Raw genomic sequence first — 21,230 nt, forward strand, 5'->3', positions numbered from 1 at the left:
CTGCGGGCAAACGGGACCTGCGGAGTAATCGTTACCCCAAGGTTACATTATTCTGGATACCCATATCCGAAAATAACCGCTTCAGCGGGGCCACAGCAGGAGCAGGACGCTCACATCGGTGATGGCCCAGGCGGTGAGACAGCGGTACATGCCCGCCTCGTGGCGGGCCTGGGTGTACGTCCGCCACTGCGCCCACCAGGGGAGCAACACCCCGAGCCATGCGACCCCCGAGATGAGCAAGGGAAGGGGGTTCCGGCCGGTCTGCAGGGCCCCCCAGGCGAACCACAGGTGCGCCGCCACGGCCAGCCCGGCGGCGAAGCCCAGGCTCGGTCCCTCCCCCAGGACGATGGCCAGGGTTCGGTCGCCCCGGGCCCGGTCCTCGTCGATCTGGTACAGCTGGGTGGCGGGGTACAGCGCCCCGAAGAGGAAGCCGAAGCCGATGGCCACGCTGCGCATGCCGGGGGTGACGGGCAGGCCCGTGAGGCCCCACCCGGCCAGGGGGGCCAGGGCGCCGAAGCCGACGCAATTGATGAGCAGGTCCCATCCGGCCCGGGCCTTGAGGCGGACGGGGGGGACGGAGTAGAGGACGGACATGGCCACGCAGGCGGCGTTGCTCCAGGCGAAGACCGGCGGCAGCAGGAAGCCCAGCACCAGGGAAAGGGCCAGCATCGCGGCGGACAGGTGCAGGAGGTACTTGGGCGGCCGGGGCGGGGCCTTCAGGTAGCCGATATCCCCCTCGTCCTGGTCGAAGGCGCTGTTGATGGCCAGGGTGCCGCCGTTGAGCAGGGCCACGAACACCACCCAGCCCAGGAGGGCGGCCCCGGGGGGGGTGCGCCAGCCGGCGGCCAGCAGGGCCCCCAGGAGGAAGTGGGCCGACATGATGGGCCATTCCATGGGGCGCAGGTGGAGGAGGTAGGCCGTCAGTTCGGGGCCCGCGATCCGCTCGCAGGCGCTGCGGAGGCGGTAGGCCACTAGGCGATGCCCTCCCGGCGCAAGGGGACGACCCGCTCGGCCTCCCGGGGCTCCACGAGGGTTTCCATGGCGGCCAGGAGGTGGGGGACGGAGAAGGTGGTGTCCACGCACATGCGGTGGGGCAGCTGCAGGGGGATGACGTAGCAGGGCACCTCGGGGAGCTTCACCAGCCCCTTGAAGAGCCGGTCCGTGCAGCTCACGGCCACGATGAGGTCGGGGCGGAAGGCCCGGGCCTCCCGGTAGGCCTTGTGGCTGCGGTTGGAGATGCGGGTGTCCCAGGTGCGGTTCAGATGCAGGGGCAGGAAGTCCCCCACGGGGCACAGGCCGCACTCGTAGCAGCTGGACAGGTCGGTGAGCACGTCGGCCTTGCAGCGGGCCATCTGGATGCAGTGGGGGAGCAGCACCAGGGCCCGGCGGGCCTTGGCGTCCCGGAAGAGGCCGCGCACCTTCTGGTTGTTCCAGGCGCAGAAGGAGAGGATCCAGGCCTCCTCCATGCCGATGCGCCGGAAAAGGGGGCGCAGCGCCCACACCCAGCCCGCGTCCCAGCGCTGGATGGCGGTGCGGGCCCGGGCGTAGGTCCGGCCGGTCTTGAAGGTGGGCCACACTTCGCCCAGGCAGGCCATGGCGCCCAGGACCAGCCAGCCCCGGGGCCAGCCCAGGCCCGCCGGCTCCATCACCGCCAGGACCATGAGCGCCGCGGCCAGGGTCAGGGGCACGCCCCGGCGCACGGCGATGAACAGCCGCGGGCGCTCCAGGGGCAGGGGGTGCTGCGTCATGCGCCCATTATTTCCCGATGCTGGCGAGGCCCACAAGCTTTTTGAGGTCCTCGTCCTTCCACCGGATGCCGCCGCCCACGAAGAAGGTGCGCAGGTCGGCGTTGGCGATATCCTGGAGCCCGGCCATGGCGTAGAAGCCCTTGTAGAACTGGTAGCTGGTGGTGAGGCGGTAGCGGGGGTTGGGCTTGTCGGTCCGCTTTGTGAAATCGTAGGCGAGGCCGCCGAAGCGCAGGCGGTCGTTGAAGGCCCGGAACTCGGCGCCCACGCCGCCCCGGCCTTCCACGAGGCCCGCGGTGAAGACGTAGTTCTCGGCGATGCGCTTGGCGAACTGGGCCGAAACGGTGAAGGTCTGGTCGACGTTGATGGAACGCTCGGCCACCGAAACCTGGGTGGGGAGGCCGGTCTTGGGATCGATGACGGTGGCGGTGTGCGTGGATTCGGAGATCTTGCCGTCGGGGGTGGAGGCCAGCTCCAGGGAATACCAATGATCGCGGGAGGGCACGATATCGATGCCGATGCCCACCTTGGAATCGCCGCGCTTGGTCCACCGGGCCCCGTTCAGGTCCAGGTTGAGGTCCATGGCTTTCCATCCGCCCAGCATGGAATTGACGTTGTCCACGGCCAGGTTGATCTTCTGGACGGTGGTCTCGTCGTTGAGCAGCTTGCCGATGGTGCCTTCGCCGCGGTTCATCTTCCCGGTGATCTGGTTGACGTTGTCCACCGTCACGTGGAGGTCGGCGGAGAGCTTGCGGACGTCCTTGAGGATGCCGTTGAGCTCGGGCCGCCCGTCGTTCACCATGGCGTTGAGGTTCTTGCCCAGGTCCTCGAACTGCTGGGCCAGCCGGGGCAGGCGTTCCCGGAGCTCGCCGCTCATCTGCTGGACGTTGGCCATGGTGGCGTTGATGGCGCCGTGGTTCTCCTGGCTCATGGCCCGGAATTCGCCGGTGAGCACGCGGATGTTGTCCACGATCTCGTCCAGCTTGGCCCGGCCCTCCTCGCCGCCGATGCTCTTGTTCAGGGCGCCGGTGATGCTCTTGACGTCCTGGCTGATGGAGCCGAGCGATTCCATGATCGTGTCCATGCCCATGCCGGCCCTGCTGGGGATGGTGCCGTCGTTGGGCAGGGGCCCGGCCTCGGGGTGGCCGGGGTCCAGCTCGATGTACTTCTCGCCCAGGATGCCGATGGAGCTCAGGGAGGCCGCGGCGTCCTTGTAGATGTGGAACTCCTGGGGCAGGGAGAGCACGACCCGGGCCGTTTTGCCCTGGAGCTCGATGGTGGTCACGGCGCCCACGGGCACGCCCGCGACCCGCACCTTGCTCTGGAGGCTCAGGCCCGCCACCTGGGCGAAGGAGGTGGACACGTGGTTCTGGCCGTTGCCGCCGAAGAGCTCGAGCTTCTCCATGCGCAGGATGAGGATGCCCAGCACGCCGATGCTCGCGACGAAGAACGCTCCGACTTTCGTTTCCAGTTTCATGCTCATGGGCGGGCCTCGGGCTGGGAAGGCTTCTTGGAGGGCGGCGGCGGGTCCTGCAGGAAGGGACCGTCGGCGTCGCCCCGGAGGAACTGCTGGATGACCTCGTGGGGGTTCACCCGGAAGTCGTCGGGCTTCTGCACCGCCAGGCACTTGCCCCGGAACAGCAGGGCGATGCGGTCGGCGATGGCGAAGGCGCTCTTGAGATCGTGGGTGATGGTGATGCTGGTGACGCCCAGCTCCTGCTTGAGGTCCATGATGATCCGGCCGATGACGTCGGTCATCACGGGGTCCAGGCCGGTGGTGGGCTCGTCGAAGAGGAGGATCTTGGGCTTGAGGGCGATGGCCCGGGCGAACCCCACGCGCCGCTTCATGCCGCCCGAGAGCTCCGAGGGCCGCAGGCGGTTGGTGCCCTTGAGCCCCACGAGGTTCAGGCACTCGTCCACCCGGTCCAGGATCTCGGCCCTGGTCATGGACGTGTGGCGCTTCAGGGCGAAGCCCACGTTCTGCTCCACGGTCATGGAATCGAAGAGCGCGGCCATCTGGAAGCACATGCCGATCTCCTTGCGCGCCTCGAACAGCTGGTCGCGGGTCATGGTCTGGATGACCCGGCCGTCCATGGCCACGTGGCCGGAATCGGGCCGCAGGAGCCCCATGATGCAGCGCAGGAGCACCGTCTTGCCGGTGCCGCTGCCGCCCAGGATCACCAGGCTCTCGCCCTCCTCCACCGCCAGGTTGACGTCGGAGAGGACGGTGAGCTTCCCGAAGGACTTGGAGAGATTGACGACGTCGATGACAGGCACGGGCGGCTCAGACGAGGAGGAGCTTGGTGAGGAAGAAGTCGGTGACCAGGATCCAGAGGCTGGAGGTCACGACGCTGGAGGTGGGCGCGTTGCCCACGCCCTCGGCGCCGCCCCGGGTGCGGTAGCCCCGCCAGCACCCCACCATGGAGATGATCAGGCCGAACGACAGCCCCTTGATGAGGGCGATGATGAGGTCCCGCCCCTTGATGAGCTTGAAGAAGTCCTGGCTGTAGACGAAGGCGCTCTGGCCCTGCACCCACACCAGCAGGACGTAGCCGCCCAGGTACCCCACGTAGATGGCCAGGCCCGTGAGCAGCGGAAGCATCACGAGGCTCGCCAGCACCCGGGGAACGAAGAGGTAGTGCACGGGGTCCGTGGCCAGGCATTCCAGGGCGTCGATCTGCTCCGTGACCTGCATGGTGCCCAGTTCGGCGGCCATGGCCGAACCCACGCGGCCGGCCATCATGAGCCCCGTGATCACCGGGGCCAGTTCCCGCACCACCGCGAGGCCCTCCACCTGGCCGGCCAGGCCCTCGGCCTGGAACTGCTTGAACCCGAAGGAGAGCTGCACCGCGAACACCATGCTCACCGCGATGGACGTGAGCACCACCACCGGCACGGAATTGACTCCCACGGCCTGGAGCTGGTAGAGGAAATTCGGCCCGTCGAAGGGCTTGCGGAAGAAGCCCCCGAAGGTGCGGAACCCCAGGGTCACGAGGTCGCCCACTTCCTCGAGGATCTCGAGGATCTTGGCGCCGATCTGTTCAAGGAGCCTGTTGATCATTCGCTTCCTGGGAGGGGGCGGGTGAAGGAACCACGGTACCACTCTACCCTATCGCTTCGTTCCCTGCTTGATTGCCTTCAGCCGGGTCCGCAGGCGGCTGGCCCCGCCATCCCGCACGGTGAGCGGCGCCCGGGTGAGGGCGATGGCGTCCGCGGGCACGTCCTGGGTGAGCGTGGATCCGGCCCCGATGAGGCAGCCGTCGCCAAGGGTGATTGGAGCCACCAGTTGGCAATCCGAGCCCACGAACACGTCCTTCCCGATGTGGGTGCGGTGCTTGTTGAAACCGTCATAATTGCAGGTGATGAGGCCCGCGCCGATATTGGTGCGCTCGCCCACTTCGCAGTCGCCCAGGTAGCTCAGGTGGTTGGCCTTGGCGCCCGCGTGCAGGTGGGATTTCTTGGTTTCCACAAAATTGCCCATGTGCACGCCCGCGTCCAGCACCGTGCCTTCCCGCAGGTGCGCGAAGGGGCCCACCATGGCCCCCGGGCCCACCTTGGACCGGTTGATGACGCAGTAGGGGCGCACCTCCACGCCCTCGGCGAGGGCGCTGTCGGTGATGACGACGCCCTGGCCCACCTGGGTGGAGGCGCCCACCGTCACCTCGCCCTCCAGGCGCGCGCCGGGGGCCAGGACCACGTCCTGGCCCAGCTCCACCCGGGGGCCCACCAGGGTCGCCGCCGGATCCAGGAAGGTCACCCCCGCCTCCATCCAGGCGCGGTTCACCCGCTCCTGGGCGAAGCGCTGGAGCGTGGCCTGGTCCACCCGGGAGTTCATGCCCATCATCTCGGAGGGCTCGCAGAGGTCCACGGCCACCCGCACCTTGGAGGCCACGTCCATGACGGCGTCGGTGAGGTAGTACTCGCCCTGGGCGTTGGCGTTGGTGAGCCTTCCCAGGGCCTCCCGCAGGGGGGCCCAGGGCAGCGCGTAGGCGCCGCCGTTGACCCGGCGGATGGCGCGCACGGCCTCCGGGGCGTCCTTGTGCTCCACCAGGGACCGCAGGGCGCCGTCCTCCTCCAGGACCCGGCCGTAGCCGGCGGGGTCGTCCAGGTCCATGGCCAGGATCGACCCTTCGGACCGGGCCAGGGCCGCCACGGTCTCGCGGCGGATGAGGGGCACGTCCCCGCAGAGGATCACCACGCGCTCCGCGCCCAGGCGGTCCAGTTCCGGGATGGCCCGGGCCACGGCGTGGCCGGTGCCCAGGGGCTCGCCCTGGTCCACGGTGGTGGCCGGGCAGGGCAGGAGGCCCGCCTTGGCCCAGGAGGCCAGGGCCGCCTCCACCTGCTCCTTGCCGTGGTGCACCACCACCACCGCGTGGCCCACCTCCGGCGGCAGGGCCCGGAGCACCCACAGGAGGGAGGGATCGCCCAGGATGGGGTGCAGCACCTTGGGCAGGGAGGACTTCATGCGCTTGCCGAGGCCGGCGGCGAGGATGAGGGCGAGGGTGGGCATGGGTGGCTCCTACTGCAACAAGGCAAGGATACAGGCAATGAAATCGGGGCCCGGGAAGGGCCTTTCCAGCAGCACCAGGCGCCGGGGGGCGCGTTCCCCCTGGGGCAGGGGGCGCCCGTCGTCCAGGAGGAGGGCGGGGATGTTCCGGCCGGCCAGCGCGCAAAGGCGGCCCTGCCAGCGCTCCAGGGCGGGCGTGCGCTCCAGCACCAGCACGTCGGGCAGCGTCCCGCGACGGGAGGCCTTCAGGAGGTCCCGCAGCTGGCCCAGGGCCACCGGGGCGCCGCCGGCCTCGGACACCGCCGCGGCCAGGTCGGCCCGGATGGCGGGATCCCGGTGCAGGATCCAGAGGTTCCGTCCCGACAGGAGTCCCGGCGCGGCTTCCGCTTCCGCGGGAAGGCAGGGCAGCAGGGCCCGGGGCGTGAGGAAGCCGCGGTCGTCCTGGTCCAGCTCCAGGATCCCCGAGCACTCCTGGACGGTCTTGTGGAGCCAGCCCAGGCCCAGGAAGTCCCCCTCCCCGCCCGCGGCCGGTCCCGAGCGTTCCAGGCCCAGCTGCGCCCAGGGCCGCCCGGCGAGGGCCGTGGCCGACAGGGTCAGGGTCAGGGTGCCCTCCCGGAGGCCCTGGCGTCCGTGGAGCAGCATCTGGGTGGCGGCCCTGCGCAGGGGTTCCTCCTCCAGGAGGAGGGTCACGGGCTCCAGGCGCAGGGCGGCGGTGATGCCTTCGGGCAGCATCCGCTGGATCCTGGGCAGCATGGCCTCCAGGGCGGGGACGGCGGGAAGCCGGTGCGGCGCCCCGTTGCGGGCCGGGAGGGCCGGGGAATAGCGCGGCACCACGCCCTCCCCGCGCAGGGCGAGGCTTCCGGGGCCGGTGTCGGCGATCCACACCAGGGCGATGTTCCGGTCGAAGGCCACCGCCTCCAGGCGCACCGTCTGGAAACTGGAGTTCCGGCGGACCAGGGTGGCCGTGGCCTGGGCCCGGGAGTCCTGGAGGAGGTCGGCGCGCAGGCTGTCCCAGGTGGGGATCTCGGTCCCCTGGAAGAGGTCCTGGACCAGGAAGCCCTTCATCTGGTGGCGGGGCAGTCCCACCAGGCGGCTGAAGGCCGTGTTGGTCTCCAGGAGCATGCCCTTCTCGTTCACCAGGAACATGGGCTGGCGGGCCTCGATGGCGTAGGCGAGGGTGGGGCCCTCGGGAGGCCGGTCGCCTTCCAGGGCCGAAAGGGCGGTGCGGAAGCCGTCCCCGCGCCCCTCCACCCAGATGCCCTGGTCCCGGAGCCACACCAGCTGGTGGAGGGCGACCAGCCCCAGGAGGATGCCGGCCAGGAGCGAGGCGGCCCAGGACAGGGGCGGGACCCCCAGGGTGAACAGGTGGTAGATGGCCGTGGCCGTGAGGAAGGCCGCACCCCCCGCCGCGGGCATGCGGATGGAGAGCCACCGGCCCTTGGTGAGGCGGTAGCCCAGGTCCGACAGGAGCAGCCAGAGGCTGCCCTCCAGGATGGCGGTGCCCCAGAAGGCCAGGACGCTCCGCATGTCCATGCCCAGCAGGTTGCCCAGCACCCATGCGAACAGGGTGGATCCGCCCACGCCCACCGCCAGCCGCCGCACGCCGTTGCGGCCGTCCCGGTTGGCCTGGAGGAAGAGGGTGAACCCCAGCAGGGCCCCGCCCAGGTGGGCCGAGGGCAGCCCCCGGGTGCCCAGGGCGGGCCAGGGGATGGCGAGAATGGCCAGGATGCCGCCCAGGAAGTAGCCGTAGCTGATCCCCACGCGCCCCTTCCACCGGTAGGTGAGGAAGCCCACCCAGGGCGGCACCGCCAGGAGGAGGGCCAGCAGCAGATCCTGGCTCCTCACGCGCCCCCCCTGGCCCGTGCGGCAAGCCTGATGGCCAGGTCCGCGGCCTGCAGGAAATTGGCGGGGTCCGCCTGCCACCTTCCGGCGATGGCGAAGGCGGTGCCGTGGTCCGGGGAGGTGCGCACGTAGGGCAGGCCCAGGGTGAGGTTCACGGCCGTCTCGGGTTCGAGGACCTTGACGGGGATCAGGCCCTGGTCGTGGTACAGGGCCACCACCAGGTCGAATTCGCCGCGCCAGGCCCGCAGGAAGACGGTGTCGGCGGGGTGGGGGCCGGAGAATTCCGGAACGCCGCCCCCCCGGGCGGGACGGCCCGGGTACAGCTCCCAGCCCGCGGGGGCCGGGCCCGGGGGGAAGGGGGAGGGCACATGGGCCCAGGCGCCCTCCGCGCAGGCCGCCCGGGCCCGGTCCAGGGCGCGCTCCAGGATGGCCTCCTCGTGGCCGAAGGCGCCGCCCTCCCCGGCGTGGGGGTTGAGGGCGCACAGGGCCACCCGCAGGCCGGGGCGCCCCGCGAACTGGGCGAAGCGGTCCGCGGCGAAGGAGAGGGTCTCGGCCACGGCGGCCTCGTCCAGGCCCTCCACCACCGAACGCAGGCTCTGGTGCACGGTGTGGAGCACCACGCACAGTCCGGGGCTGGCGAAGGCCATGCGCGTCAGGGGGGAGCCCGCCAGGCCCTGGAGGAATTCCGTGTGCCCGGGAATGGGGAAGCCCGCGGCGTGGGCGGCGGCCTTGGACAGGGGCAGGGTCACCAGGGCGTCGCCCAGACCCCCCTGCACCCGCAGGGCCCCGGCCCGCACCCCTTCCACCGCCGCCAGGCCCGAGGCCGCGCCGCCCTGGCCCAGCACCAGGTCCCGGGGGGTGATGTGCGGGGTGGGATCGATCCAGGGGACGCTGCATCCGCCCGTGGCGAGGCGGTCCCCCTCCCAGGCGAAGGGCACGGGGCCCCCGGCCAGCAGGTCCACGCCGGCCCGGGCCCCGGCCACCACCAGGTCGGCCCGGGAGGCCAGCCGGGGCAGGGTGCGCAGCAGGAGCTCGGGCCCGATCCCACAGGGATCGCCCAGCGTGACGACGATGCGGGGCAGGGTCATGATCAGTCGTAGAGGGGCAGTTCCACGTCGGGGGAGGACGCCTCGTCCTTCTTGCCCCCGCGGCTGCGGCGGATGCGGGGCTCCTCGTCGGCCTTGTAGATGTACTTGATGTTGTGCTTGGGGACGAGCACGTTGGGTTCCTTGACGCGGTTGATCTTCAGGCAGTGCTTGTCGTACCACTCGATGACGCCCCGGAGCTTCTCGTCGTCCTGGAGCACGATCACCATGGGGGTCTTGGACTGCATCTGCTTGAGGTAGTAGAAGCTCTCGGCGTTGGTCTGCTCGGGGGGGGCGATCTTCCGGCGGGGGCTGCCGGTGCCCTGGGGCAGGCTCGCCGCGTCAGGGCTGGCGGCGCCGTTGCCCGCGATGACCGCTTCCGCCGGCGGCTTGACGACGGTGGGCGCGTCGGCCGGGGCCTGGGCCTTGGGGGTGCGCCCGATTTTTTCCTTGATGGCGGTCAGATTGGGGCGAATGAGCTTGCGGTTCATCGTGGATCCTGAAAACACTAAAAAGACAAGGGTTGGTTAATCCTCTTTGGGAATTCCCCTACCCTGGGCCCGAGGTCAAAAAGTAATGGCAATGTCCCACCTTCCAGGGGAATTGGCAAGGTTTTCCGGCCCCTTCGCACAAATCATTATTGGTATTTTGCGACCGGCGAAAAAGTTCCCGGAGCCAGCGGAATTTTCAGGGTCACGGTGGTGCCCGCGCCCGGGGTGCTTTTCACCTGGATGGTCCAATCCATCTGCTGGGTGAACTGGAATACCAGGCTCATGCCCAGCCCGGTGCCCTCCTCGAAGCCGCTTGAGAAAGGCATGAAGATCGTGCGGAGGCGATCCTCCGTCATGCCGCACCCGTTGTCGGCCACCGTGGCCTCCACGAAGGCGCCCTGGAGGCGGAAGCCCACCCGGATGGCGGGCTCCGGCACGCCCCGCACCGCCTTGCGGGCGTTGCTCAGGAGGTTGGTGAAGACCTGGTGGGCCCAGGCCGGGTCGCCCAGCACCGCGGCGCCGGGGGGGTCCTCCACCTCCAGGGCGAGGCCCGCGGTGCGGGGGTCGGTTTCCCAGCTGGCCTTCAGCTCGTCGGTCACCGCGTCCAGGCCGATGGGCTGGATCCGCACGGGCCGGGGGCGGGTGAAGTCCAGGAAGTCGGTCACGATGGAACTCACGCGCTCGGATTCCCGCAGGAGGATGGTGAGGACCCGGTCCCGCATGGCCCGGGGCTGTTCGCCCTGCTTGAGGAGCTGCACGCAGCCCAGGATGGAGGCCAGGGGGTTGCGCAGCTCGTGGGCCATCTCGCTGCTGAGCTCGCCCACGGTGGCCATGCGCTCCGAGATGCGGGTGCGCTCCTCCAGGGCCTTCAGGTCGGTGAGGTCCTGGAAGACCAGCAGGTGCCCCGTGGGTTCGCCCTCGCCGCCCAGCAGCGGGGCCAGGTTTCCGCCCACGATGCGCCGGCCTCCGTCCGCGGCCTGGAAGCTGATCTCGAAGCGCTGCTCCTTGACCTGGTGCCCCAGGTCCCGCAGGTTCCCGAACCCGAAGGGCCCGATGGGCGAGCCCGGCACCAGGCTGGCATGGAGGATCTTCTCCGCGGCCGGATTGGCCGACGTGATGCGCCCCTGCAGGTCGGCGGTGATGAGGCCCGAGAACATGGACTCGAAGACCCGCCGGTACAGCGCGCTCAGCTCGTCCACCACGGCCTCGCTGCGGGTCAGGTCCGTGCGCAGCCCCTCCATGTGGCTGCGGATCACCACCACCACCAGGGTCGCCCCGAAGATCTGCAGGGACGCGAAGCCGAGGATGTAGGCCAGCTGGTAGGGCTCCACCCCCAGGGGGCCGGAGTGGCCGAAATGCGGCAGGGTCCCGGAGGTGAAGAGCAGGACGCAGGCGATGTGGGACACGGAGCTGAGCAGGCCCACCGCGACGATCTCGGCGAGGTGCAGGTAGAACGCCGAGGCCAGCACCGGGAAGATGTAGATGGTGGCCAGGCGCTCCTGGTCCACGCCTTGGAAGGCGATGATGAGGGTCACCAGGGCCAGGTCCAGGATGAGGTTCACGCGCACCCACACGGGGGAGGGGGTGGCGAAGGGGGCGCCGCCCAGGGTTCGGCTCCGGGCGGCCTCCCAGACGCTTTCCAGGAAGAGCGCGCCCAGCAGGGCCAGGTAGAGGCCCTCCGCCGCCGGCGCCGGCCCTTCCCCGGGCAGGGCCAGGTGCAGCACGGCCAGCCCGAAGGAGGCCGCCAGCCTGAAGGCCAGCGGAAGGAAGGGAGGGCCGGAATCCCGCGCGGCTTTGGGGGCCGTATCCTGGAGCGTCATGGGGTAAGGATGCCCGAATTCCCGAGAAATTTGTCTCAGGGAGCGCCTTTTTTGGCATGCTGGGACCATGTCCCACGCCGACCATGCCCACCCCCAGACCCCGTCGCTAAGGGCCGCAGGCATGCGCCAGACCCCCCAGCGGGAGGCCATCCTCAAGGTCCTGCAGGCCGCGGACCGCCCCCTGCGGGTGGAGGAGATCTGGGAGCGCCTGGAGAAGGGCCGCTCCGGGATCCCCACCGTGTACCGCAACCTGGAGCGCTTCGTGAACGAAGGCTGGGCCGAAAGCCTCATGGGCGCGGACCAGGTGATGCGCTTCGTGCTGTGCCGCTCCTCCAGCCACCACCACCACCTCTCCTGCGAAACCTGCGGCCGGATGGTGGAGGTGGACGCCTGCGGCATCGAGACCAGCCTCGCCGGCATGGAAAAGCTCAGCGGCTACCGCATAACTCGCCATCAGCTCAACCTTTTCGGAATCTGTCCCGCCTGCCGCCGAGCAAATGAGGGTTGACGTTCCCCCGGGACGTGGTAGTATTGAATTTCCACCGCGGGTGTAACTCAGTGGTAGAGTGCAACCTTGCCAAGGTTGAAGTCGAGGGTTCAAATCCCTTCACCCGCTCCAAAAAATCAGGGCCTCCTCGGAGGCCCTGATCGCATTGGGGTCAGATCCGCCCGGGGTTCCTGGGGGGCGGCGTGTATTCCCGCGGCAGCGGCCGGTGCCCGCCCAGATCGATGCACTGGGGGCAGACGCTGACGCGGTACGTGACGTGGTACTCCCTGCGCTCCCGCATCCAGAGCGCGTTCACGTAGATTCTTCGACAGCCCTTGCATTGGACGGTTTGCTGCGAGGTACGCGACATGACGCCTCCCCCTACCAGACCTGCGGTGTTCCCCCAATTTAGGCAAATCGAGGGCTTACGCGAGGGGGGCGGGAAGAATTCCCGGCCCCGCGCCGCTCAGCTACCGTCCGCCCGGAATTCCCGTTCCGCCCGCACCCGCAGGGTGAGCCGGATGCCCTCCTCGTCCAGCCGCCGCATGGGCCCCCGCAGGCACCGTCTGTGCTCCGGCCCATCGGCCATCCCCTGCCTCCACCCCTCCACGAACCCCGCCCCATGGCAGGCCGGGCAGCCTCCCGCCTTCACCCCCTCCTCCAGGTGATAGTGCAGAAACCCTTGCCCTCCGCAGAGGTTGCACACATCCAGGACGGCCACGGGGACCTCCGGATCACGGGGGGATGCCCCAATATACGTCCCTCCGCCCGTTCCCGCCCCCCAAGCCCCGCCACCAGCCCGTCGGGACATGCCCGCCCGCGAGATTGGGGGAGGCGAATCGCTCCGCCTGTGGTAACATAGCCTCTCCGGCGCCGTAGCCAAGTGGTAAGGCCGCAGACTGCAAATCTGCCATTCATCGGTTCGATTCCGATCGGCGCCTCCAGCAAAGGCAAGAATCAGGGCCATCCTAGCGGGTGGCCCTTTTGTTACTGGGTACACCGCCAGATGGACCGGTTGGGAGTGAGGGTCGTGGGAAATTGCGTGGTTTCCGGCATTCAGTCCGGAGTGCGCCTTGGAGTGTGCTGCCTGAAGCCTGGAAATCAGGTCGAGCAGGCTCCCGCGCCGCTGGAAGAGGCTGTCCTCTGGCGCCTCGAGCATTGGCCCAAGTGGATTCTGGTGTCGCTTTGCAGCCCTGAAACGCAGGCTGTCCGTGAAAGTCGCCAATCAATTTCGCGGCATCGTTTCAAGCAATGAAATTGCCTTCGAATAGTTCTGAGCTGCGGCTTTCTCTGCCCAGCCCTTGGCCGCGTTGAGGTCATGCTCTATGTATTTTCCCCTCCAAAGATATATGGCCAACGTGTATTGCGCTTCAGGAATGCCTTTGGAGGCTGCGTACTCCAAAAGCGATTTTGCAATGTACTGATCCTCGGCAGTGTGTCTTGGGCGTAGATGCCACATTGCCAATGCATAGCATGCTTCTGGATGGCCTTGGATCGCAGCCTTTGTACTCCATTTCAGGGATTCAGGCATATCCTTTTTAACGTCAACGCCTTTTAAATATATGAGTGCCAATTGCGCCTGGGCATCCGTCTGCCACTTCCCATATCCATTATTTGCACAACGCTTAAACCAATTTACGGCCATCGAAAAGTCTTTATTGATGCCACTCCCATATAGGTACATGACGGCTAGCGAGTATTGTGCATCAGGCATATTGTGCTCTGCCGCTTTTTTGCACCACTCGTAAGCTAGTGGTAGGTTTTGGGTAATTCCAAAGTCTCCATTTGAATATCTATTTCCAATCCAATTTTGAGCATCTGGGTCACCACTTATTGCTAGTTTTTCCTGTTTGTGGAAGTTAGCGGATTGAGGATTTTCAAAATAATTGCATTTGCAACAAACAATTAACATTAATCCATAAGATATACCCCGGAAATAGTTGGGGTAGAATGTGCATGGGAGTCTATCTGAGAATAGCTGTGTTGATTTCATGATGCTATGCATTTTTTTGAACCAATTATTTAAATCAATGGTGATATAATGCATGTAGCACCTTTTGGCAAATTTTCACTGTGCGTTTGACCTGTTCCTTTAATGATTTCTCATTGCCTTTTGCAGCCATTGCTATGATGGCATTGTTTCTAGTGTCTCCCGTATGGGGTGTTTGGCGCCGAAGAAAAACGAGTGTTCGCCGTAGACGGCTCCAATGCAGAGCAGGACAAAGACAAAGATCTTCATCGTCCCCCACCAGTCCTCCATGAGTTCACCCCGGATCATGGAGAACCAATCGGGAGTGAAGTAGAAGCGGACACATTCCCAGAAGTCGCTCCAGGTTCGAAAAATCACCCAGCCAAGTCCGAAGTACAGGGGAATGTTTAGAAAGGCGATGACCACCCAGCGGGTTATATCGTTGTCCATGTTCCGCCTCGCGAAGACCGAAGAAGGAAGGCCATCCGACTTGCTGGCCCGGTGGAAGGGGTGATTCAAAGTGAGTTGGAGGGATTACCAAGAGGGTACCACTAGGCGGGGGAATCCGCTTGCGTGATGCCTTGGATTAATACGGAGATCCATCAGATCCTTCTTTTCCCAGCGCCCCAGCGAGCCCTCTGCGCCCCAGCGTTTGATTTTTTCCCGTTTTCCTTCGGCGCGATTGTAACAATCGCCCGCCAAATTTTAGAAAAAGATCAAACGCTGGGACGCAGAGAGCTCGCTGGGGCGCTGGGGAAAAGAATGACTGGCAGTCAATTGCCAGGGTGGGTTGGAGTGCCCGGTTCTGGCTACAAGCTGATCACCAGCGACGTCGTCAGCACCGTGTCCAGTTTCCTCAACCTCACGGGCGCCTTCCCCAAAACCACCGGCGGGACGGCTCCGGCCTGGAGGATGTCCACCGCCAGATAGGCCGGGGCATTGTTGTACGTGCAGTCGTAGCCCACCTTCAGGGCCAGGCGCTTGCCCAGGTTCGTGGTGAAGGCGTTCTTCCACACGGCGAGGTAGGCGGAGGTGTCCTTCATGCTGGTGGACACCTCCAGGTTGGAGGTGACCAGCCCCGCCGCGCCGGCCTTCCGGGCGAAATCCACCGTGAGGTTCCAGGTGCCGAAGCTGTCCTGGAAACCCGGGGTCTCGAAGACCGGCTTGATGCGGGTGTAGCCGCCCCCCAGGTCCGTGCGGAAGCGCAGGGCTTCGGTCTTCACCCACGCGTAGCCCATGCCCGCCGAGGTGACGGTGCGGCTGGAGATGCCGGAGGGGACGTTGCGGTCCCAGCCCAGGGCCCCGAAGGCGAAGAAGGCCGTGTCGATGGTGTGGTCGTACCGCCCGTTGGCGAGGTAGCTTTCGGCGGTGGTGACGGTGGTGCGGGTCTCCTTCACGTCGTACTGGGTGGGCGAGGTGCCAACGGCCGAGTAGGCGATCGTCGTGGTGGACACCCGCACGGCCCCGGCGTTGAAGGCGAAGGAGGAGACCGGCCCGGTGTACTTGAACTCGTTGGAAAGCCCCAGGGTCTGGCCCTGGGCGTTGCCGGACAGGGACACCATGGAGAGGCTGGCCTTGTCGGTCCAGGGCTGGGCGGGGGGCTCGGCGGCGGCCAGGGACAGGGAGACGAGGAGGAGGGGCAGGGCGGTGCGTGGCATGGCGGCTCCCATCGTGGATTCACGGACCTTACCCCGTAACGGACGAGTTGGCAAATTCCGCCCCGCGGGGGTTTGGGGGGCGGGGGAATAAATATGTCTGAACACACAATTGGAAATTGCCAAATATTCCACTCGTTCCGGTGCTTCCGGTGGATCGTGCCTATAATTCTTCAATCGATTGGATGAAATCCCTTCACCCGGTCCACTCCGCCCGAGCGTGAACAACCATGGTTCCGGCCGAACCCCATCCCCCCGCGCGCCCCCCCAGGTTCTTCCGGCCCCTGGCGGGATTCCTTTGCGGGGTGGCGATCACGGCGGGGGTGTGGTCCCTGACCCAGCGCACCGAGGAACGGCGCATGGCGGATCTCCAGGCGGCCCAGGCCCGGGACATGACGGGCCAGTTGCAGAGCCGCATGAAGAGCCTGGAGGAGGTGCTGCTGGGAACCAGCGGGTTCCTGGGGCGGGGGCCCCTGCCGACCCGGGAGGAGTTCCGGGACTACGTGGAGGGGTTGCGCCTTCCGGTGCTCTACCCGGGCGTCCAGGGGCTGGGGTTCGTGGCGTGGAATCCGGAGCCGGGCCCGGAGGGCCGCAGCGCCATCCTCTACCTGGAGCCCGCGGATGACCGGAACCTGCGGGCCCTGGGCCGGGAGATGCTGACCGATCCGGTGCGGCGCCAGGCCATGGTCAAGGCCCGGGACCAGGGGATCCTGGCCCTGTCGGCGCCGGTGGTGCTCTACCAGGAGACGGGCACCGACGTGCAGACCGGAACCGTTCTCTACGCGCCGGTGTACGACCGCCGCCTGCCCCGGGAGACCCTGGCCCAGCGCAGGGCCGCCTTCCGGGGGTGGACCTCCATCCCCTTCCGCATGGGGGACCTGGCCCGGGCGGCCCTGGCCCGGGACCTGGCGCTGGGCGACTTCTCCCTCACCGACGCCGGCGCGGGCGGGCCCGGGCAGCTGCTCTACGAATCCCGTCCCGGCGCCGGCGGAATGGGGCTGGGGGGCCGGGTCAGGGTGGGCGACCGGGAATGGACCCTGCGGGTGCGTTCGGGCCCGGCCTTCTTCGCGGCCACGGGCCACCGGAACCATTGGGAGATCCTGGCTGCGGGCCTGGTGCTGAGCCTGGGGCTGGGCGCCGTGCTGGCCCTGTACCAGGGCGCGGAGGACCGCGCGCGGCGCAGGGCCGAAGCCATGGCCCGGGAACTGCGGGACACGGAGGCGCGGTTCCAGACCGTCTTCCGCAAGGCCCCGGTGGGCATGGCCATCGTGGACACCGCCACCGGGCGCTTCCTGACCGTGAACCCGCGCCTGGAGCAGATCCTCGGGTACTCCTCCGCCGAGCTGAAGGAGCGCACCTTCCTGGCCATGACCCACCCCGACCACGTGGCCTCCGACCTGGTCTCCATGGCGGAGCTGATCTCCGGGGCCGTGGAGGAGTACGCCAAGGAGAAGCGCTACCTCCACCGGGACGGCCACGTGGTCTGGGGCCGGGTGCGGGTGGCCCGGCTTCCCCGGGAGGAGGGGGCGGATCCGCGCCACCTGGCGCTGGTGGAGGACATCACGGACCGCATCCAGGTCATGGAGAGCCTGCGCAGGGACGAGGCCCGCTTCCGGAACCTGGTGGAGAACGCCGTGGACCCCATCGTCCTCTTCGATGCGGAGGGCCGTATCCTCCTCGCCAACGGGGAAGCCTCCAGGCTCACCGGATACTCCCGGGAGGAATTCGCGGAGATGCGGGTGCAGGACCTGTCTCCGGAGATGCCCATGGAGGAGTACGCCCGCATCTGGAACGGCCTGGATTTCGGCGAATCCCGGCGCTTCGAGGGGCTCACCCGGCGCAAGGACGGCACCACCTTCCCGGTGGAGGTGCGCATCGGCCTCCTGGAGCCCGGGGAGCCGCGGCAGATCCTCTCCATGGTGCGGGACCTCAGCGCCGTGGACCTGGCCGCCCAGAGCGAGGCGCGGGCCCGCAAGGCCGAAAGCCTCGTGCTCATGGCCGGCGGCATCGCCCACGACTTCAACAACGTGTTCCAGGCCGTGCAGTCCAACCTCGAGATCGCCGGATTCCTCACCCGGGGCAAGGACGACCTCACCCAGGTGCTGGACCAGGCCCGCCTCGCCCTGGGCCGGGCCGTGGTCCTGGCCCGCAAGATGCTCGACTTCTCGGGGCGCGGCATCGTGCGCCCCGTGCCCCTGGACCTGGCGGCCCTGCTGGAGCGCATCCCCGCGGTGCCGGGCCTGGAGGTCCAGCGGGACTTCCTGCCCGTGCCCCAGGTCCTGGGCGATGCGGGCAAGCTCGAGCAGGTGGTGACGGCCCTCCTGGAGAATGCCCGGGAGGCCGGCGCCTCCCGGGTGCAGCTGCAGCTCCGCACCCACACCGGCGCGGAATCGGCCGCAGACCAGGGCTTCTGGGCCCTGTCCCGGTTCCACGGCGCCGGCGCGGTGTGCCTGCGGGTGCGGGACGACGGCCCCGGCGTGCCCCCGGAGCGCCTGAGCCTGGTGTGCGACCCCTTCTACACCACCCGCGAACCCGGCCGGGGCCTGGGGCTGGCGGCGGCGGTGGGGATCCTGAAGGCGCACCGCGCGGGCTTCCACCTCCGGAACGGGGAGGACGGGGGGCTCGTGGCGCGCCTGTTCTTCAGGCAGGCCTGATCAATCCACCGAGTAGCCGCGCTGCTCCAGGTAGGACCTCAGGGCCTTGTGGTAGGCCCGGCGGGCCCTGGGGGTGCCGGGGTCGGAGGGATCGCTGTAGGCCGGGTCGTAGCCGCTGACCTTGCGGGCGTAGCGCTGGGCGTCGGCGCGGTCCGCCTTCATGCGCTCGGCGCTCTGGCCTTCCCGGGGGCTCACCAGGAGGGCGTCGTGCTCGGGGGCCGGGGGGGCCTCCCGGGGGAATTCGTCCCGGTCGGGGGGATCGGCCACCGTGTAGCCGCCCGAGGGGGCGTCAAGGTAGTAGACATCGTCGTAGCTGTAGTACCTCACGCCGCCGTAGTAGGCGGCCGTAAAGCCGAAGGGCAGCACGTCCACGAAGAGGCCCACGGGGGGGTAGCAGCCCACGTAGGCGCCCCGCCAGGGGCGGTACCAGTGGCCGCCGTGCATGTACCAGGGGGAGCCGCCCCACCGGTAGGTGGCGTAGCCCCGGGGCAGGACGCCCACGCTGCCGTAGACCCGGAAGCCGGTGCCGCCGTGGAAGCCGCCGGGGTTGACCCGGAAGCCCCCGCCGGAGTGGTAGCCCCCGCCGGGGTGGAAGCCGCCTCCTCGTCCGGCCGAGCCGCCGCCGCGGAACCAGGGCTGGCTGGCGAAGGCGGAGCAGGCGATGAGGGAGAGGGCCGCGAAACGGAGGACGTTGGGGAACCTGCGGGTGATGGCCATGGTCCGCTCCTTTCGTGATGTTGGACCCCCGCGGGCCGGGGGGGGTTGAGTTCCGTTCCCAAGATGCAGCCAAGGGCGGGCAGGTTCAATCCTTCCCTCGCGGGGAAGGCGCAGGTTCGCTATAATTTCGTCATCCCACCCGGGGCGAGGCCTATGCTGCCGACTGATTCCATGGATTCCGGCCCTTCCAGGCGCATCGCCCACCTGGACATGGACGCGTACTTCGCCTCGGTGGAACTGCTGCGGTACCCGGAGCTCAAGGGCCTCCCGGTGGTCATCGGGGGGCGCCGGTCCGTTCCGGGGGAGGGCTTCCAGCGCCTGCGGGACTACCGGGGGCGGGGGGTGGTCACCACCTGCACCTACCCGGCCCGGGCCTTCGGGGTGCGCTCGGGCATGGGGCTCATGAAGGCCGCCGCCCTGGCCCCGGACGCCATCCTCCTGCCGGGGGACTACGAAACCTACGCCCGGGTGTCCCGGGCCTTCAAGGCCGCCGTGGCCGAGGTGGCGCCGGCCATCGAGGACCGGGGCATCGACGAGATCTACATCGACCTCACGGAGGTGGAGGGGACCTCGGCGGAACTGGCCCGGCGCCTGAAGGAGGCGGTGAAGGCCGCCACGGGCCTCACCTGCTCGGTGGGGATCACGCCCAACAAGCTTCTGTCCAAGATCGCCTCGGAAATGCAGAAGCCCGACGGGGTGACCCTCCTGGGCCTGGAGGACATCCCGGCCCGCGTCTGGCCCCTGCCGGCCTCGGCCGTCAACGGCATCGGGCCCAAGGCCGCCGCGAAGCTGGAGGCCCTGGGCATCCGCACCATCGGGGACCTGGCTGCGGCGGATCCGGCGCTGCTCCTGCAGCGGTTCGGGCAGAGCTACGGGGCCTGGCTTTCGGACGCGGCCCACGGCCGGGACCAGCGCCCCCTCACCATTGTCCGGGAGGCCAAGTCCATGAGCCGGGAGACCACCTTCGACCGGGACCTGCACCCCCGGGAGGACCGGGAGCGCCTCACCGCCATCCTCCTGGACCTGTGCGGGCGCCTGGCCCAGGACCTGGAGCGCAAGGGCCTCGCCGCCCGGACCGTGGGCATCAAGCTCCGCTTCGACGATTTCTCCATCCTCTCCCGGGACGTGACCCTGGGCTGGGCCGTGGCGTCGCCTGACGCCCTCAGGGACGCGGCCCGGGACTGCCTGCGCCGGGTGACCTTCGACCGCCGCCTGCGCCTCCTGGGGGTGCGGGCCGGGTCCCTGGTGACCCCGGGAACCGGCGGCGCGCCGCGGCCCCTTTTTTGACGAATCCTTGACCGGCGTCAAGGTTGGTTGACCGGAACGGTCGGATATTGGTTGCCGGAGGGACCCCCATGTCCAGCACCATCACCGCCCACACCCGCATCGGCGACATCGTCCTCGAGCATCCCGCGACCATGCGCCTCTTCGAACGCCACAACATCGACTACTGCTGCGGCGGCCACCGCACCCTCGCCGAGGCCTGTGCCCACGCCGGCCGTCAGGCCTCGGACATCCTGCCGGCCCTCCAGGGCCTGGATGCCCCCGCCCCCGAGCCCCTGGACCCCAAGGTCCTGGCCGAGGGCAGCCTCACCGCCCTCATCGCCCACATCGAGTCCACCCACCACGCCTTCACCCGGGAGGAACTGAACCGCGTGGCCCCCCTCATGGAGAAGGTGGCCCGGGTCCACGGCCCCAACCACCCCGAACTGGCCCGGGTGGCGGTGCTCTTCACGGCGCTGTACGACGACCTCATGCCCCACCTCCAGAAGGAGGAGCAGATCCTCTTCCCCTTCATCCGCGGCCTGGAATCCGGCGCCCCCGCCTGCGACACCTGCTTCGGCAGCGTCCGCGGCCCCATCAGCGTCATGCAGAGCGAGCACGAGGCCGCCGGCGACGTGCTCCGCGAGATCCGCGAGCTCACCCGCGACTACACCCTCCCCGACGACGCCTGCGGCAGCTTCCGCTCCCTCTACATGGGCCTCCAGACCCTCGAGCAGGACCTCCACCTCCACATCTACCTCGAAAGCCACATCCTCTTCCCCCGGGCGGCCGACCTGGAGACGGCCAAGGCCTGAGTCGTACGTGTTCCGGACCTTCGCGCCGGTTCGTCATCGCCGGACAAGCCGGCGATGACGGGGGGGTGGGACGGGGCGATGGGGCTGTGCTGCGCCCATTTCCTCCGTTGGGCGTTCGGGAGGGCGGACCGCACGGGCCCTCCGGGAAGTCCCAGTCATGGTGGGCGGCTTCCGAAGGCC

20 protein-coding genes and 2 tRNA genes are annotated in these 21,230 nt (G+C 68.3%); 6 read left to right on the forward strand and 16 right to left on the reverse strand.

Features of this window, described 5'->3' with window-relative positions; genetic code table 11:
• Positions 1–81 precede the first annotated feature (81 nt).
• The 10 genes from R2J76_RS10130 to R2J76_RS10175 form a co-directional block, all read right to left on the reverse strand.
• On the reverse strand, positions 82–972 hold the full coding sequence (locus R2J76_RS10130; RefSeq protein WP_316415731.1) for a prenyltransferase: 891 nt from the start codon (positions 970–972) through the stop codon (positions 82–84).
• Positions 972–1,748, reverse strand: coding sequence for a DUF116 domain-containing protein (locus R2J76_RS10135; RefSeq protein WP_316415732.1), 777 nt, complete (start codon positions 1,746–1,748; stop codon positions 972–974). The genes R2J76_RS10130 and R2J76_RS10135 overlap by 1 nt, the downstream gene beginning before the upstream one ends.
• A 7-nt stretch (positions 1,749–1,755) precedes the next feature.
• Positions 1,756–3,228: an MlaD family protein gene (locus tag R2J76_RS10140; protein WP_316415733.1), complete on the reverse strand. Its 1,473-nt coding sequence runs from the start codon at positions 3,226–3,228 to the stop codon at positions 1,756–1,758.
• On the reverse strand, positions 3,225–4,022 hold the full coding sequence (locus R2J76_RS10145) for an ABC transporter ATP-binding protein (RefSeq protein ID WP_316415734.1): 798 nt from the start codon (positions 4,020–4,022) through the stop codon (positions 3,225–3,227). The genes R2J76_RS10140 and R2J76_RS10145 overlap by 4 nt, the downstream gene beginning before the upstream one ends.
• Positions 4,023–4,029: 7 nt before the next feature.
• Complete coding sequence (locus R2J76_RS10150) at positions 4,030–4,806, reverse strand: MlaE family ABC transporter permease (RefSeq protein ID WP_316415735.1); 777 nt, start codon at positions 4,804–4,806, stop codon at positions 4,030–4,032.
• A 48-nt stretch (positions 4,807–4,854) separates the two neighbouring features.
• Positions 4,855–6,255, reverse strand: coding sequence for a bifunctional UDP-N-acetylglucosamine diphosphorylase/glucosamine-1-phosphate N-acetyltransferase GlmU (glmU, locus tag R2J76_RS10155; protein ID WP_316415736.1), 1,401 nt, complete (start codon positions 6,253–6,255; stop codon positions 4,855–4,857).
• Positions 6,256–6,264: 9 nt separating this feature from the next.
• Positions 6,265–8,097, reverse strand: a complete 1,833-nt coding sequence (locus tag R2J76_RS10160; RefSeq protein WP_316415737.1) for a PAS domain-containing protein — start codon at positions 8,095–8,097, stop codon at positions 6,265–6,267.
• A complete protein-coding gene (locus R2J76_RS10165; protein ID WP_316415738.1) occupies positions 8,094–9,182 on the reverse strand; it encodes a PdxA family dehydrogenase in 1,089 nt (362 codons plus the stop codon). Before R2J76_RS10165 ends, R2J76_RS10160 begins: the two co-directional genes overlap by 4 nt.
• Before the next feature lie 2 nt (positions 9,183–9,184).
• Positions 9,185–9,670 carry an LSm family protein gene (locus tag R2J76_RS10170; protein ID WP_316415739.1) on the reverse strand — a complete coding sequence of 162 codons (486 nt, stop codon included), beginning with the start codon at positions 9,668–9,670 and terminating at the stop codon, positions 9,185–9,187.
• Between the two features lie 146 nt (positions 9,671–9,816).
• Positions 9,817–11,490 (reverse strand): two-component system sensor histidine kinase NtrB, encoded by a 1,674-nt coding sequence (locus R2J76_RS10175; RefSeq protein WP_316415740.1) that lies wholly within the window; start codon positions 11,488–11,490, stop codon positions 9,817–9,819.
• 121 nt (positions 11,491–11,611) lie between these two features.
• Between R2J76_RS10175 and R2J76_RS10180 the strand changes: the two genes are divergently transcribed.
• A complete protein-coding gene (locus tag R2J76_RS10180; RefSeq protein WP_316415741.1) occupies positions 11,612–11,998 on the forward strand; it encodes a Fur family transcriptional regulator in 387 nt (128 codons plus the stop codon).
• Positions 11,999–12,034: 36 nt separating this feature from the next.
• Positions 12,035–12,109 (forward strand) — tRNA-Gly (locus R2J76_RS10185).
• Between the two features lie 40 nt (positions 12,110–12,149).
• On the opposite strand, the gene R2J76_RS10190 is transcribed toward R2J76_RS10185, so the two are convergent.
• The gene (locus tag R2J76_RS10190; protein WP_316415742.1) at positions 12,150–12,293 is read right to left on the reverse strand and encodes a hypothetical protein; all 144 of its coding nucleotides are present in this window, start codon (positions 12,291–12,293) and stop codon (positions 12,150–12,152) included.
• A gap of 150 nt (positions 12,294–12,443) precedes the next feature.
• Complete coding sequence (locus tag R2J76_RS10195; RefSeq protein ID WP_316415743.1) at positions 12,444–12,698, reverse strand: hypothetical protein; 255 nt, start codon at positions 12,696–12,698, stop codon at positions 12,444–12,446.
• Between the two features lie 148 nt (positions 12,699–12,846).
• Here R2J76_RS10195 and R2J76_RS10200 point away from each other — a divergent pair.
• A tRNA-Cys gene (locus R2J76_RS10200) sits at positions 12,847–12,921 on the forward strand.
• Positions 12,922–13,202: 281 nt separating this feature from the next.
• On the opposite strand, the gene R2J76_RS10205 is transcribed toward R2J76_RS10200, so the two are convergent.
• From R2J76_RS10205 to R2J76_RS10215, 3 genes are all read right to left on the reverse strand, one after another.
• Positions 13,203–14,024, reverse strand: a complete 822-nt coding sequence (locus tag R2J76_RS10205) for a tetratricopeptide repeat protein (protein ID WP_316415744.1) — start codon at positions 14,022–14,024, stop codon at positions 13,203–13,205.
• A gap of 78 nt (positions 14,025–14,102) precedes the next feature.
• Positions 14,103–14,396 (reverse strand): hypothetical protein, encoded by a 294-nt coding sequence (locus R2J76_RS10210; RefSeq protein ID WP_316415745.1) that lies wholly within the window; start codon positions 14,394–14,396, stop codon positions 14,103–14,105.
• A gap of 359 nt (positions 14,397–14,755) precedes the next feature.
• Entirely contained in the window at positions 14,756–15,604 is an 849-nt protein-coding gene (locus tag R2J76_RS10215; protein WP_316415746.1) for a DUF481 domain-containing protein, read from the reverse strand.
• Between the two features lie 227 nt (positions 15,605–15,831).
• Here R2J76_RS10215 and R2J76_RS10220 point away from each other — a divergent pair, with 227 nt between their 5' ends.
• Positions 15,832–18,255 carry a PAS domain S-box protein gene (locus tag R2J76_RS10220; RefSeq protein WP_316415747.1) on the forward strand — a complete coding sequence of 808 codons (2,424 nt, stop codon included), beginning with the start codon at positions 15,832–15,834 and terminating at the stop codon, positions 18,253–18,255.
• On the opposite strand, the gene R2J76_RS10225 is transcribed toward R2J76_RS10220, so the two are convergent.
• Complete coding sequence (locus tag R2J76_RS10225; protein ID WP_316415748.1) at positions 18,256–18,972, reverse strand: DUF6515 family protein; 717 nt, start codon at positions 18,970–18,972, stop codon at positions 18,256–18,258.
• Between the two features lie 153 nt (positions 18,973–19,125).
• On the opposite strand from R2J76_RS10225, the gene dinB reads away from it, so the two are divergent.
• Positions 19,126–20,259 (forward strand): DNA polymerase IV, encoded by a 1,134-nt coding sequence (dinB, locus tag R2J76_RS10230; protein ID WP_316415749.1) that lies wholly within the window; start codon positions 19,126–19,128, stop codon positions 20,257–20,259.
• A 68-nt stretch (positions 20,260–20,327) separates the two neighbouring features.
• On the forward strand, positions 20,328–21,050 hold the full coding sequence (ric, locus tag R2J76_RS10235; protein WP_316415750.1) for an iron-sulfur cluster repair di-iron protein: 723 nt from the start codon (positions 20,328–20,330) through the stop codon (positions 21,048–21,050).
• Positions 21,051–21,230: the final 180 nt, after the last annotated feature.

The organism is Mesoterricola silvestris, assembly GCF_030295405.1.
Classification (GTDB): Bacteria; Acidobacteriota; Holophagae; order Holophagales; family Holophagaceae; genus Mesoterricola; species Mesoterricola silvestris.